The following is a 13,535-nucleotide window of genomic DNA, read 5'->3' as shown; positions in this document are numbered from 1 at the left end:
ACGCGGCGCATAGGCTCTGCTGTAAGCAGAAGCGGCGCAACAAGCCGGCATCACGGGGAGAACGTCATGGTCTCGATCAACCGGCGCAGATGGCTTACGGGCGCCGCAGGCGCGGGACTTGCCGCGGCCGCGGGCCTCAGGCCTTCGCTTGCCGAAGATACGCCCGGCGTCACCGCGACCGAGATCAAGATCGGCAGCACCACCTCGCTGAGCGGCCCGGTGTCGGCGCTGGGCGTGCAGGCGCGCTGCCAGGAAGCCTATTTCAAGATGCTGAACGAGCAAGGCGGCATCGCCGGCCGGCAGATCAAGTACATCTATTACGACGATGCGTTCAATCCGGCGAAAACCGTGGAGCAGGTGCGCCGCCTGATCGAGAGCGACAATGTCGCCTTCCTGTTCAACATGCTCGGCACCGCCCCGAATTCGTCGGTCGTCAAATACATCAACGCCGCCAAGGTGCCGCATCTGTTCCTGTCGGTGAACGGCGACAAATGGGGCGACTACAAGAGCTATCCCTGGACCATGGGCTTCGCGCCGAGCGCGCGGACCGAGGCGCAGGTGTTCGTCAAATATGCGCTGAGCCAGAACAAGGACGCGAAGTTCGCGGTGCTCTACCAGAATGACGACCTCGGCAAGGATTTCGTCACCGGCACCAAGGATGTGCTCGGCGAGCGGTTCGCGACCTCGGCCGTGGTGGCCTCGCACGAGGTCACAGATCCGACGATCGATTCCCAGATCGTCACTTTGCGCGGTGCCAATCCCGACGTGCTGATCTCGGGCACCACCGCAAAATTCTGCGCCCAGTCGATCCGCAAGATCTACGAGCTCGGCTGGAAGCCGATGCATTTCATCGCGAGCGGCGCGGCCTCAATCTCCTCGACCATCGCGCCGGTCGGTCTCGACAAGTCGCAGGGCACGATCTCGTCGGCCTATGTGAAGGACGTCGCCGATCCGGCCTGGACCAACGACCCCGGCGTGAAGGATTTTCTCGCCTTTATGGCGAAGTACTTCCCCGACGGCAATCCGAAGGAGGGCTACAGCCTCTATGCCTACACGGTGGCGCAGGTGCTCAAGATCGTGCTCGAGCAGTGCAAGGGCAACTTCACCCGCGACAACATCATGGCGCAGGCGAACAATTTGAAAGATGTCGAGGTCCCGACGCTGCTACCCGGCATCAAGGTCAACACCAGCCCGACCAATCATCACCCGCTGCAGCAGCTTCAGCTGCAACGGATCGAAGGGCCCGGCTGGCTACGCTTCGGCGAGGTGATCCAGGGCGCGAATCTCTAGCGTCGTCCCGGCCTAGTGCGCAATTGCGCACTAGGCTGGGACGACGGATGGTTACGTCAGCGCGCGCTCCTGCCCGGTGCGGTAGATCGCAAGATCCCGCGAGCCGGAGAAGATCGCGCGCGGCTTCAGGCCATAGAAGCGGCGGATCGAGTGGCTGAAATGGGTCGAGTCGGGATAGCCGATGTCTTGAGCGAGATGCGCGAGGTTGATGTCCTGGTTGGCGAAATGCAGCAGATGCCGCGCGCGCTTCCAGGCGCGGAACGAGCGGAACGAAATTCCGGTCTCTTCCTTGAACAGATGCAGGAAGCGCGACGGCGACAGCCCGGCTTCGGTGGCGCAGCCTGCCGCGGTCACCGGCTCGCCGGAGAACTGCCCGATGCGGCTGATCGCGCGCACCACGCGCGGATCGAGCACACGCTGCGGCAGCGCGTCGCCGAAGCACATGGTGTCGAACTCGGCATTCGCGATCGCGTCGCGATGCTGCATCTCGGCAAGCGTCGCATAGGCGTTGCGAATCCGGTTCGCGAACAAATGAGAGTCCGGTCCTTGCAGGCGGCGCGCGACGGCTTCGAGTATGCCGTCAGGCACGCTTTCCGGCTCGATCGCAACACAGATCGCGGATCGATATTCGCTGGTGATGGTGTGGCGCAGGTTCGGCATCGTCACCGCGAGCTCGCCATGCGACTCGCGGCCTTCGCTGGTCGACAGATGCAGGCCGTCGCGGATCGCGACATAGACATGGAACGCGCCGGGACAGCGCTCGCGCGGGCGGCCGAGCAGCCCGGCATAGAACACCCGTTCCGGCGTGATCAGCATCCGGTGGCCGGACGGCTGGCCGGAGTTCTGGCACTTCGCGTCCACGATCGCGTCCATGGCGGTTCCTCCTCGCGCGGCTCTTTGGGCCGCTGCGGCGGAGCTACCATAGCGCAAATTCGCAAAAGCGATACGTCGTCATTCCGGGGCGATGCGACGCATCGAACCCCAATGCGCAATTGCGCATCGGGGAATCTCAGGGTTCCGCAGCGCGCAATTACGCATGAGAGCGCATTGCCCCCGGAACGACAGGAAAGTTACGGCCGCGCGCGCGGCGCAACGTTCTGTTCCTGCCCGGCTTTTTGCTCCGACGCCACCGCGCGCCTGTAACCTTCGCGCTGTTGCAGCCGCGCCCAATAGGCCGCGACATTCGGCCCGAAATCCTTGGCGAGGCCGATATTGCTGGCGAGCCGGAGCGCATAACCGTTGGCAATGTCGGCAGCCGTGAAGCGTTCCGCGCAGAGGAATTCAGAATTCGCGGCGGCCGTTTCCACTGCACGCAGGCGGCCCAGGAACCATTTTGCATAATCGCCCGAGACCTGCGGATTGCGTCGTTCCTCCGGCTCCAGCTGGCTGTAGCGAAGCACCAGCGTCTGCGGAAAGGTCAGCGTCGCGTCGGAGAAATACATCCAGTTCAGAAACGCGCCATAGGCCGGCTCGTCGACACCTACGATCAGCGGCGTCGGGCCGTATTTGGTGCCGAGGTAATGGCAGATGCCGGAGGACTCCGTCATCTTCGTCTCGCCGTCGACCATGAACGGAATGGTGCCGAGCGGATTGATGCCAAGATATTCCTTGGCGAACACGCGCGGCGGGAACGGCAGCATCTTCAGCTCATAGGGCAGCCCGAGCTCCTCCAGCATCCACAACGGACGGAACGAGCGCGCGGCATCGCAGTGATAGAGCGTGATCATCGGGCGTTTCCCATGTTCTTGATCGCCGCCACCATGGAGCGCCGGCGCGATGACTGCAACAATGTCGTGCGCGGTGGATTCATCGCGCAGGTTTCCGGTTCAGGCATTGTATTTGCGCAGCTCGAGCCGCGCGATCTGGTTGCGATGGACCTCGTCCGGACCGTCGGCGAGACGCAGCAGCCGGGCCGTCGCGTACGCCGCCGCGAGCCCGAAATCATTGCTGGTGCCGCCGCCGCCATGGGCCTGGATCGCCCAGTCGATCACCTGGCAGGCCATGTTGGGGACCGCGACCTTGATCATGGCGATCTCGGCCTTGGCGACCCTGTTGCCCACGGTGTCCATCATGTGCGCGGCGTTGAGCGTCAACAGGCGCGCCTGCTCGATCATGATGCGCGATTCCGCGATCCGCTCCTGCGTGACCGTCTGCTCCGCGACCGGCTTGCCGAACGCGATCCGGCTCCTGGTCCTGACGCACATCTTCTCCAGCGTGCGTTCGGCGAGCCCGATCAGCCGCATGCAGTGATGAATGCGGCCCGGACCAAGGCGGCCCTGCGCGATCTCGAAGCCGCGGCCCTCGCCGAGCAGCATGTTGCTTGCGGGCACCCGCACATTGCTGAACACGACCTCGGAGGCGCGATCCGGCACGCCGTAGAACCCGAACACCGGCAGCGGCCGCAGCACCTCGATCCCGGGCGCATCCATCGGCACCAGGATCATCGACTGCTGGCGATGCCGGTCCGGATTATCGGGATCGGTCTTGCCCATGAAGATGCAGATCTTGCAGCGCGGGTCGGTGGCGTTGGTGGTGTACCATTTGCGGCCGTTGATGACGTAGTCATCACCGTCGCGCACGATCGAGCTCTCGATATTGGTCGCGTCGCTGGAGGCGACGGCCGGCTCGGTCATCGCGAAGCAGGACCGGATCTCGCCGGCGAGCAGCGGGTTCAGCCAGCGCTCCTGATGCTCCCTTGTGCCGTAGCGCGCCAGCACTTCCATGTTGCCGGTGTCGGGCGCCGAGCAATTGAAGAGCTCGGGTGCAAGATGCGACCGCCCCATGATCTCGCACAGCGGCGCATATTCGAGATTGGAGAGACCTGCGCCGTGTTCGCTCTCGGGCAGGAACAGATTCCACAGCCCCTCGTCCCTTGCGATGGGCTTCAGCTCCTCGACAACCGGAAACACCTTCCACGGGCCGAGGTCTTCCGCCTCGCGGTAGAACCGGGCTTCGTTCGGATAGACGTGACGGTCCATGAACGACTGAAGGCGATGCTTCAGCTCGGTGACTCTCTGGGTCTCCTGAAAGAGCATGTTGACCTCCGTCCCTGCGCTCGTACCGGCGGCGCACGCGATCCGCCGGACGGTCTCGCACTATTTCTTCATCCCGGGCAGCGTGCCCATCATCTTGCATAATACCATCAGCATCACCTCGTCGGCGCCGCCGCCGATCGAGGTCAGGCGGCTGTCGCGATAGGCGCGGCTGACCGGCGTCTCATTGGTAAAGCCCATGCCGCCCCAATATTGCAGGCAGGCATCGGTGAGCTCGCGGCCGAGCCTGCCGGCCTTCAGCTTGGCCATGGTCGCGAGCCGCGTCACGTCCTCGCCCGCCACCAGCGCCTCGCCAGCGCGGTAGATCAGTGAGCGCAGCAGCTCGACCTCGGTCTGCATCTCCGCGAGCTTGAAGTGCACCACCTGGTTGTCGAGGATCGAGCCGCCGAACACCTTGCGGCCTCGGGTGTAGTCGATGGTCGCGTTGATGATGAATTCATGCGCCTTCAGGCAGGCGGCCGCGCCCCACAGCCGCTCCTCCTGGAACTGGACCATCTGGTAGGTGAAGCCCTGACCTTCCTCGCCGATCCGGTTGCGCTTCGGCACCCGGACATTGTCGAAGAAGATCTGCGCGGTGTCGGAGGAGCGCATGCCGAGCTTGTCGAGTTTTCGGGCGACCTGCACACCCTTGGTCTTCATCGGCACGCAGATCAGCGACTTGTTGCGATGAACCTGGCCATCGCTGGTGTTGGCGAGCAGGCAGATCCAGTCGGCCTGGGTGCCGTTGGTGATCCACATCTTGCCGCCATTGATGACGTAGTCGTCGCCGTCGGAGCGCGCATTGGTCTTGATCGAGGCGACGTCGGAGCCGGCGCCGGGCTCGGAGACGCCGATGCAGGCGACCTGGTCGCCCGCGATCGCCGGCACCAGGAATTCGCGCCGCACCTCGTCGGAGCCGAACCGCGCCAGCGCCGGCGTCGCCATGTCGGTCTGCACCCCGATCGCCATCGGCACACCGCCGCAAGTGATGACGCCTAACTCCTCGGCCATCATCAGCGCGTAGGAGTAATCCAGCCCCTGGCCGCCGAACTCGACCGGCTTGTTGAGCCCGAGGAAGCCGAGATCGCCGAGCTTCTTGAACAGCTCATGCGCCGGGAAGATGTCGGCCTTCTCCCATTCGTCGACATGGGGATTGATCTCGGCCGCGATGAATTTCTGGAGCGCGCGGCGCGGTTCGTCGTGATCGGCGGTGAAGAGCATGTTCTACCTATCCTTCGTCATTCCGGGGCGCGCAAAGCGCGAGCCCGGAATCCCTACGCATTATCGTGGTTATGGATTCCGGGCTCGCCGCTTCGCGTCGCCCCGGAATGACGGTCGAAGGTTAACGGCATCGCTAAAGTCCCATCTGCCTTGACGCGAGATCCTTCATGATCTCCTCGGTGCCGCCGCCGATCGCGTTGACCTTGACCTCGCGGTAGATGCGCTCGACCTTGATGCCGCGCATGAAGCCGGCGCCGCCGAAGATCTGCACCGCCTCGGAGGCGCAATGCGCCATCGTCTGCGTGGCCTGGTTCTTCATCATACAGATCTCGGCGACCGGGCTTTCGCCCTGGCCGAGCCGCCACGCCAGCATCTCCAGCATCGCCTGCGAGACCGCAACCTTCTGCGCCATGTCGACGATCTTGTGCCTGATCACCTGGTGCTGGGCGATCGGCTTGCCGAACGTCTTGCGCTCCTTGGCATAGGCCACTGCCTCGTCGAGGCAGACGCGCGCATAGGCGGTGCAGCTTGCCGCCATGCCCATGCGCTCGCTGTTGAAGTTGTACATGATCTGCTTGAAACCCTGGCCTTCCTCGCCGATCAGGTTCTCGACCGGCACGCGGCATTCGTCGAAATGCAAGGTAGCGGTATCCGATGCCCACCAGCCCATCTTCTTCAGCTTGGTGCGGGACAGGCCGGGCGTATTGCCTTCGATCAAGAGCAGGCTGACGCCACCCGGACCTTCGCCTCCGGTGCGCACCGCGACCGTCAGATAGTCGGCGCGCATGCCTGACGTGATGAAGGTCTTCTCGCCAGAGACGACGTAATGGTCGCCGTCGCGCCGCGCCTTGGTGCGCAGGTTCGCGACGTCGGAGCCACCGCCCGGCTCGGTGATCGCGAGCGCGGAGATCTTCTTGCCGGCGAGCACCTCGGGCAGCACCCGCGCCTTGACCTCGGGCCGGGCGGCGCGGGCGATCGGCGGCGAGCCTATGGTGTGGCTCATCAGGCTCGCGGAGACGCCGCCGGCTCCGGCGCGCGCCAGCTCCTGCGAGGCCACGATCTTCATGAACTGGTCGGCGGCGATCCCGCCATATTCTTCCGGGAAACCGAGGCCGAGCAGCCCGATTTCGGACGCCTTGGCATAGAGCGCGCGCGGAAACTCGCCCTCCTCGTCCCATTGATGGGCATAAGGCTCGATTTCCCTAGCCACAAAGCGCCGCATCACCTCGCGAAAGGCCTCGTGCTCGCTGGTGTAGAACGGGTTTGCCATCCGCGTGCTCCGTTGATTCCCACCTCCGACGATGTCCGGATTTTTCCCCGTTCACTTGCGTCGAGTGGCTGCCTCCGGCGCCGGCGTCCAGGCCAGCGATTTGCCAGCCACTAAACGCAAGACAGTATCCTAATACGCCCCCTCCACTGGCAATTCATGGCATCAATCGAGCCAGGAACAGGCGGCGCAAGACTGCCGTTCCAGAGGAGGGATATTTGCCGGTTCGTTATTACGACTGGATCGCGCATCATCGCCGGCGCACGCCGGACAAGATGGCGCTTGTCGATCTCACAAGCGGACGCCGCTTTGGCTATGCGGAGCTCGATGCCCGCGTGTCGCGGCTCGCGAGCTATCTGCGCGACGAGCTGAAGGTTACCAGCGGCGACCGGGTCGCGGTGCTGGCGCTGAACACCACGGATACGCTGGAAGTGCAGTTCGCCTGCTTCCGGATCGGCGCGGTCTTCCTGCCGCTCAACACCCGCCTCACCGTTCCCGAGCTGCGCTACATCACCGGCGACGCTTCGCCAAAAGTGATGATCCATGACGACGACCTCGCCGAGACCGCGCTTGCGGTCGCCAAGCTGTGCGACGTCGCTTCCACCGTGCGGCTCGGCCCCGGCGGCGCCTATGAGGCCGGCATCGCGGCGGCCAAGCCGCTCGAACGGTTCGAGGAGGTCACGCTCGATGACATCTCGACCATCATGTATACCTCGGGCACCACGGGCCAGCCCAAGGGTGCGATCATCACCCATGGGATGACGTTCTGGAATTGCGTCAATCTCGGCGGCCCCGCTTACATCTCGCCGGCCTCGGTGCTGCTGACGGTGCTGCCGCTGTTCCACACCGGCGGCCTGAACTGCTACACCAACCCGGTGCTGCATGCCGGCGGCACCGTGCTGATCATGCGCGCGTTCGATCCCGGCGAGGCGCTGAAGCTGATCGGCGATCCCTTGCAAGGCATCAACGTCTTCTTCGGCGTGCCCGCGATCTACCAGTTCATGGCACAGCATCCGGCCTTCGCATCAGTGGATTTCAGCCGCCTGATAATCGGCGGGGTCGGCGGCGCACCGATGCCGGTGCCGCTGCTCAAGACCTGGGAGGCGCGCGGCGTGGCGCTGCAGCAGGGTTACGGCATGACCGAGACGTCACCGGCGGTGATGGTGCTCGACCGCGAGGATGCCGCGCGCAAGGCCGGCTCGTCCGGCAAGCCGGTGCTGCACACCGAGGTTCGCATCGTGCGGCCCGACGGCAGCGATGCTGCGGTCGGCGAGCTCGGCGAGCTCTGGGTCAAGGGCCCGAACATCACGCCGGGCTATTGGAACCGGCCGGACGCCAACGCCTCCTCCTTCACCGACGGCTGGCTGCACACCGGTGACGCCACGCGGATCGACGAGGAGGGCTTCTACTACATCGTCGACCGCTGGAAGGACATGTACATCTCCGGCGGCGAAAACGTCTATCCGGCCGAGGTCGAGAGCGTGCTGCATCAACTGGCAACCGTTGCCGAGGTCGCCGTCATCGGCATTCCCGACCAGCAATGGGGCGAGGTCGGAATGGCGATCATCGCCGTGAAGCCCGGCCATACGCTGACGCCGGCCGAGATCCACGCGCATTGCCAGGCCAATCTGGCGCGGTTCAAGTGCCCGCGCCTGATCGAATTCATCGAGGCCCTGCCGCGAAACGCGACAGGCAAAATTCATAAGCCGACGCTCCGGCAGCAATTCAGCCAGCCGAAGCCGACCGATACCGCGGCGTGATCCGAAAACGCGCCTCACGCGTTCCGGATCTCGCAGTGACAAGAATTGCCCCGCAACCGTCTGCCGGGACCGGCTGCGGGTTCGTTGCGTAAGTCCCCAACCAGAATCAATCGAGGAAATTGCCTTTATGAAAACCACAAAATTGTCGCTGCTGGCCGCTGCCGCGGCGCTCTGCCTGCTCTCCAGCCAGGCCGCCTTTGCACAAAAGAAGTATGACACCGGCGCCTCAGACACCGAGATCAAGATTGGCAATGTCGAGGCCTATAGCGGTCCCGCCTCCGCTTATGGCGTCATCGGCAAGACCGAAGAAGCTTATTTCAAGATGATCAACGATCAGGGCGGCATCAACGGCCGCAAGATCAACTGGATCTCCTACGACGACGGCTACTCGCCGCCGAAGACCGTGGAGCAGATCCGCAAGCTGATCGAGAGCGACGAGGTTTTCCTGGTGTTCAACGCGCTGGGCACGCCGACCCAGACCGCGGTGCAGAAGTATCACAACGCCAAGAAGGTGCCGCAGCTCTTCCTCGCCACCGGCGCCAGCAAGTGGAACGATCCGAAGGATTTCCCGTGGACCATGGGCTTCCAGCCGAGCTATCGCGTTGAGGCCCGGATCTTCGGCAAGTACATCCTCAAGACCAAGCCGGATGCCAAGGTCGTGATCTTCTATGCCAATGACGATTTCGGCAAGGACTACCTGGTCGGCTTGAAGGAGGTGCTCGACAAGTCGAGCGTCAAGATCGTCGCCGAGGAAAGCTACGAAACCACCGAGCCGTCGATCGATTCCCACATCGTCAAGCTGAAGGACACCGGCGCCGACGTGTTCGTCAACATCTCGACGCCGAAATTCGCCGCACAGGCGATCAAGAAGATCGCCGAGCTCGGCTGGAAGCCGATGCACGTGATGACCGACGTCTCGATCTCGATCGGCGCGGTCATGAAGCCCGCCGGCCTCGAAGCGTCCGAAGGCGTGCTGTCGGCCGGCTACCTCAAGGACGCCTCCGATCCGCAGTGGAAGAATGACGAGGGCATGAAGAAGTTCATGGCCTTCGCCGAGAAGTACATGCCGGGCGCCAATCTGTCGGACGCCAATCTGGTCTATGGCTACGCCGCGGCGCAGACCATGGTGCAGGTGCTGAAGCAGGCCGGCGACAATCTGACGCGTGAGAACGTGATGAAGCAGGCCGCCAGCCTGAAGGACTTCACGCCCGACACGCTGATCCCCGGCATCCGGATCAACACCAGCGCGACCGACTTCGCGCCGGTCGAGCAGCTCAAGATGATGCAGTTCAAGAACGGACAGTGGGAGCTGTTCGGCGACATCATCAGCGCCGAGACCGGCGGCTAGCGCCACGCCGGGACGGCCACATCAGCCATCGCGAAGCCGCCCATCCGGGCGGCTTCGTTGTTTCGGCGAGCACTCTCACCGTCACCCTGAGGAGCGCGCTCTTGCGCGCGTCTCGAAGGGTCGACGGCCCGGTCGGTGGCCGTGCATCCTTCGAGGCTCGCAAGAGCTCTCACCTCAGGATGACGGGACTGGCAGATGACTACCCCGGCAAAAAGATCGCAAACGGCTCGTCGATCGTGCGGCGCAGATGCTCGCGATAGAGGACAAAATTCGCATCGTCGGCCGACACCCGGCCGAGGCTCGGCTTGGGCACGTTCTTGATCGGCAGGAATGCGATCGGCGCGGCGACCGGCGTCAGCAGCGAGCCGCGGCCGGCGAGCAAGGTCGTGATGATGCCGTACATCTCACCGGAATTGCGCGGGCGCGAGACCGTGATCACGCGATGCTGGCCATGCCGGTTGGTCACGAGATAGACGAAGCCCGATTCATTGGGCACCGCCACCTCGCCATACTGCGTGTAATCAGCATCCTGCCGCTCGGCCTCGCGGAAGCCGAGCGATGACGCCGCATCGTCCCAGGCGATCTCCGTCCGATAGGCATAGACCGCGCCCTGCTCGCCGAATGACGGGCGCACCGTGATGTAAGTCCCTTCGATCCGCGCCACCGAGCGGCGCGAATAGGATCCGAGGCTGTCGGGCGCGATTCCGCCATTGGCAGGCGCAGCCACCGTGATTGCCGCCGGCAGCTTGCGCAAGGACACACCGAGCGCCTGCTCGAGCCGCACGGTGGTCGCCAGCGTGAACGGACGGCGGCCGCCGAGCACCTTCTCCAATGTCGACAGGCTGAGCTTCGCCTGCTCGGCCAGCGTCTGCCGCGAGATGCGGCGGCGCGCGATTTCCTCGCGGATGGTCTCCGCGACCTGCCGGCTCTGCTCGGCGGAAAGCTGCTTGTCCGGCGTCGGCATCGTGATCCTGCGCTGATTCCCCATCAATCCGCGCAGTCTAGCAGACCGGACAATCCATCACAAAACCGCACAAAGCCGCCTCGGCCGGCGGCGGGCCGCGCCGGGCGGCGGCCAATCATTGCCGATCATTCTGCTCGCGCCAAAGCCGCCGCTCTCCATGATTGCGAAGCAGCGAAAGCCTCGCTCGGAGTGACGAAAATGACGATTTACGATGCATGTGAGAGCAGCCCGCAGATCCGCCTCTCGCGCCGGATGCGTATTGCGCTGTTCTTCCTGGTGGAAGGTGTCGCCGCGCTGGCGATCGGCTTCGCGGCGCTGTTCGTGAGTTTTGATCCGGTCTGGTCGGCCGAGTTACCGCAACAGGCGGTGCTGCGGCCGAGCGAAGCTCGTTCCGGCTCGCTGCTGTTCAAGACCGACGACGGCTACAGGGATGCGCTGAGACTCGGCATCGATGTCGACCTCACCGTGTCGGGCCCGACGGTCCGCGCCCGCGTCACGCAGATCTTCCGCAACCCGACCAAGGACTGGGTGGAAGCGACCTATGTCTATCCGCTGCCCGCGGGCGGGGCGGTCGACACGCTGAAGATGGTGGTCGGCGACCGCATCGTGGTCGGCGACATCAAGGAGCGGCAGCAGGCCCGCGCGATCTACGAGCAGGCCAAGCAGAATGGCCAGAAGGCCGCGCTCACCGAGCAGGAGCGGCCGAACATCTTCACCAACTCGGTGGCCAATATCGGCCCCGGCGAGACCGTGCTGGTGCAGATCGAGTATCAGGAGCCGGTGCAGCAGAACGGCAATGAGTTCTCGCTGCGGGTGCCGATGGTGGTCGGCCCGCGTTACAATCCGCGTCCGGTGGTGCAGAGCGTCGACCTCCGCGCCGATGGCAGCGGCTGGGGCGCCACCACGACCGATCCGGTGCCGGACCGCGATCGCATCGCCTCCGAAGTCCTCGATCCCGCGACGAATGCGCCGATCAATCCGACCAACATCACGGTGCACCTCAATGCCGGCTTCCCGCTCGGCGAGGTGAAAAGCCATTTCCACCAGGTCAGGATCGAGAGCCCCGACGGCACGACGCGCGTCGTCAAGCTCGCCGAAGGCCCGGTGCCCGCCGATCGCGATTTCGAACTGACCTGGAAGCCGGCCGCCGAGAAGGCGCCGTCGGTCGGGCTGTTCCGCGAGCATGTCGGCAATTCCGACTATCTGCTGGCCTTCGTGACCCCGCCATCGGTCGAGCAGGCGCAACAGAAGGCCCTGCCGCGCGAAGTGATCTTCGTGATCGACAATTCCGGCTCGATGGGCGGCACCTCGATCATCCAGGCGAAGGCGAGCCTCATCTACGCGCTCGGCCGCCTGCAACCGACTGATCGCTTCAACGTGATCCGCTTCGACGACACCATGGACGTGCTGTTCCCGACACCAGTCGCTGCAACCAGCGACAATCTCCGGAGCGCAACGTCGTTCGTCAGCGCGTTGCAGGCCCGCGGCGGCACCGAGATGGTGCCGGCGATACGAGCAGCGCTCTCCGACACCAACCATGACGACGCCGATCATGTTCGCCAAGTCGTGTTCCTGACCGACGGCGCGATCGGCAACGAGCAGCAATTGTTCGAGACCATCAGCGCGCTGCGCGGCCGCTCACGAATCTTCATGGTCGGCATCGGCTCGGCGCCGAACACCTATTTGATGATGCGCGCCGCCGAGCTCGGCCGCGGCACCTTCACCCATATCGGCTCGGTCGAGCAGGTCGACGAGCGGATGCGCGACCTGTTCGCCAAGCTGGAGAATCCCGCGGTGACCAACCTTGCCGCGAAATTCTCCGAGGCGACAGTCGACCTGACGCCGTCGGCACTGCCCGACGTCTATCGCGACGAGCCGCTCGTGCTGGCCGCGAAGCTCGACAAGCTCGCCGGCTCGGTCGAGATCAAGGGCCGCATCGGCGATCGTCCGTGGAGCGTGACGCTGCCGCTCGCGAATGCCGCCGAAGGCAAAGGCCTGTCGAAACTGTGGGCGCGCCGCAAGATCGCGGATGCCGAGGTTGCACGCACCACGCGGCAGGCGAACCCGGAGGATGCCGACAAGACCATTCTTGCGCTGGCGCTGGAGCATCAGCTTGTGACGCGGCTGACCAGCCTGGTTGCGGTCGACAAGACGCCGAGCCGTCCCGAAGGCGAGCCGCTCAGGCTCTCCGAACTGCCGCTCAACCTGCCCGCCGGCTGGGATTTCGCAAAGGTGTTCGGCGAGCGTCCGCGCCTGCCGGCTGCACCGACCGAGCGTCGCGCCGACGCCGGCGACGGCAAGGTGCAGTTCGCCGCGCTGAAGCGGTCACCGGTCGCGACGCAAGGTCCCGGCACGATCCAGCTGCCGAAGACCGCGACCGACGCCGAGCTGAAGATGATCGCAGGTGTGATCCTGCTCACGGTCAGCCTTCTGCTTCTGGTGTTCAACCGACGTCAGACGTTGTCCCACTGACGTCGGATGAAAGGAGGAGGTGCCCCCCGACCTTCTCTTTCAAGAGCGCGCGCGGCCTTCTCACCCGTCCCCCCGGGGGCCGCGCGCGCCACTCCTTCTTCGAGTGTCATTCCGGGGCGATGCGCAGCATCGAACCCGGAATCTCGAGATTCCGGGTTCGCTACGCGCCCCGGAATGACGG

The 13,535-nt window shown here is 64.5% G+C and carries 10 protein-coding genes; 4 read left to right on the top strand and 6 right to left on the bottom strand.

Going from position 1 to position 13,535, the window contains the following annotated elements:
* The first annotated feature begins 66 nt into the window (after window positions 1–66).
* Entirely contained in the window at window positions 67–1,290 is a 1,224-nt protein-coding gene (locus ACE103_RS02290) for an ABC transporter substrate-binding protein (protein ID WP_375778176.1), read from the top strand.
* Window positions 1,291–1,341: 51 nt separating this feature from the next.
* Here ACE103_RS02290 and ACE103_RS02285 read toward each other — a convergent pair whose 3' ends face one another.
* From ACE103_RS02285 to ACE103_RS02265, 5 genes are all read right to left on the bottom strand, one after another.
* Window positions 1,342–2,163, bottom strand: a complete 822-nt coding sequence (locus ACE103_RS02285) for a helix-turn-helix domain-containing protein (RefSeq protein WP_375778175.1) — start codon at window positions 2,161–2,163, stop codon at window positions 1,342–1,344.
* A gap of 197 nt (window positions 2,164–2,360) precedes the next feature.
* Window positions 2,361–3,017, bottom strand: a complete 657-nt coding sequence (locus tag ACE103_RS02280) for a glutathione S-transferase family protein (RefSeq protein ID WP_375778174.1) — start codon at window positions 3,015–3,017, stop codon at window positions 2,361–2,363.
* A 99-nt stretch (window positions 3,018–3,116) separates the two neighbouring features.
* Entirely contained in the window at window positions 3,117–4,325 is a 1,209-nt protein-coding gene (locus ACE103_RS02275; RefSeq protein ID WP_375778173.1) for an acyl-CoA dehydrogenase family protein, read from the bottom strand.
* 60 nt (window positions 4,326–4,385) lie between these two features.
* Window positions 4,386–5,543 (bottom strand): acyl-CoA dehydrogenase family protein, encoded by a 1,158-nt coding sequence (locus ACE103_RS02270; protein WP_375778172.1) that lies wholly within the window; start codon window positions 5,541–5,543, stop codon window positions 4,386–4,388.
* A 133-nt stretch (window positions 5,544–5,676) separates the two neighbouring features.
* Window positions 5,677–6,813 (bottom strand): acyl-CoA dehydrogenase family protein, encoded by a 1,137-nt coding sequence (locus tag ACE103_RS02265; protein ID WP_375778171.1) that lies wholly within the window; start codon window positions 6,811–6,813, stop codon window positions 5,677–5,679.
* Between the two features lie 215 nt (window positions 6,814–7,028).
* Here ACE103_RS02265 and ACE103_RS02260 point away from each other — a divergent pair, with 215 nt between their 5' ends.
* On the top strand, window positions 7,029–8,570 hold the full coding sequence (locus ACE103_RS02260; protein ID WP_375778170.1) for a long-chain fatty acid--CoA ligase: 1,542 nt from the start codon (window positions 7,029–7,031) through the stop codon (window positions 8,568–8,570).
* 127 nt (window positions 8,571–8,697) lie between these two features.
* On the top strand, window positions 8,698–9,918 hold the full coding sequence (locus ACE103_RS02255; RefSeq protein WP_375778169.1) for an ABC transporter substrate-binding protein: 1,221 nt from the start codon (window positions 8,698–8,700) through the stop codon (window positions 9,916–9,918).
* 199 nt (window positions 9,919–10,117) lie between these two features.
* Here the strand turns inward: ACE103_RS02255 and ACE103_RS02250 are convergent, their stop codons facing one another.
* A complete protein-coding gene (locus tag ACE103_RS02250; protein WP_375778168.1) occupies window positions 10,118–10,882 on the bottom strand; it encodes a multiprotein-bridging factor 1 family protein in 765 nt (254 codons plus the stop codon).
* Window positions 10,883–11,134: 252 nt separating this feature from the next.
* Between ACE103_RS02250 and ACE103_RS02245 the strand changes: the two genes are divergently transcribed.
* The gene (locus ACE103_RS02245) at window positions 11,135–13,354 is read left to right on the top strand and encodes a marine proteobacterial sortase target protein (protein ID WP_375781312.1); all 2,220 of its coding nucleotides are present in this window, start codon (window positions 11,135–11,137) and stop codon (window positions 13,352–13,354) included.
* Window positions 13,355–13,535 lie beyond the last annotated feature (181 nt).

Source organism: Bradyrhizobium sp. ma5 (assembly GCF_042258955.1).
Lineage (GTDB): Bacteria > Pseudomonadota > Alphaproteobacteria > Rhizobiales > Xanthobacteraceae > Bradyrhizobium.
The sequence above is the reverse complement of the archived record's forward strand: the minus strand, read 5'-3'. Positions and strand labels throughout refer to the sequence as shown.

Coding starts and splice junctions, on each gene's coding strand:
- ACE103_RS02290 (WP_375778176.1), top strand. CDS start 67: ATGGTCTCGATCAACCGGCGCAGATGGCTTACGGGCGCCGCAGGCGCG.
- ACE103_RS02275 (WP_375778173.1), bottom strand. CDS start 4,325: ATGCTCTTTCAGGAGACCCAGAGAGTCACCGAGCTGAAGCATCGCCTT.
- ACE103_RS02265 (WP_375778171.1), bottom strand. CDS start 6,813: ATGGCAAACCCGTTCTACACCAGCGAGCACGAGGCCTTTCGCGAGGTG.
- ACE103_RS02285 (WP_375778175.1), bottom strand. CDS start 2,163: ATGGACGCGATCGTGGACGCGAAGTGCCAGAACTCCGGCCAGCCGTCC.
- ACE103_RS02250 (WP_375778168.1), bottom strand. CDS start 10,882: ATGCCGACGCCGGACAAGCAGCTTTCCGCCGAGCAGAGCCGGCAGGTC.
- ACE103_RS02270 (WP_375778172.1), bottom strand. CDS start 5,543: ATGCTCTTCACCGCCGATCACGACGAACCGCGCCGCGCGCTCCAGAAA.
- ACE103_RS02255 (WP_375778169.1), top strand. CDS start 8,698: ATGAAAACCACAAAATTGTCGCTGCTGGCCGCTGCCGCGGCGCTCTGC.
- ACE103_RS02245 (WP_375781312.1), top strand. CDS start 11,135: ATGCGTATTGCGCTGTTCTTCCTGGTGGAAGGTGTCGCCGCGCTGGCG.
- ACE103_RS02280 (WP_375778174.1), bottom strand. CDS start 3,017: ATGATCACGCTCTATCACTGCGATGCCGCGCGCTCGTTCCGTCCGTTG.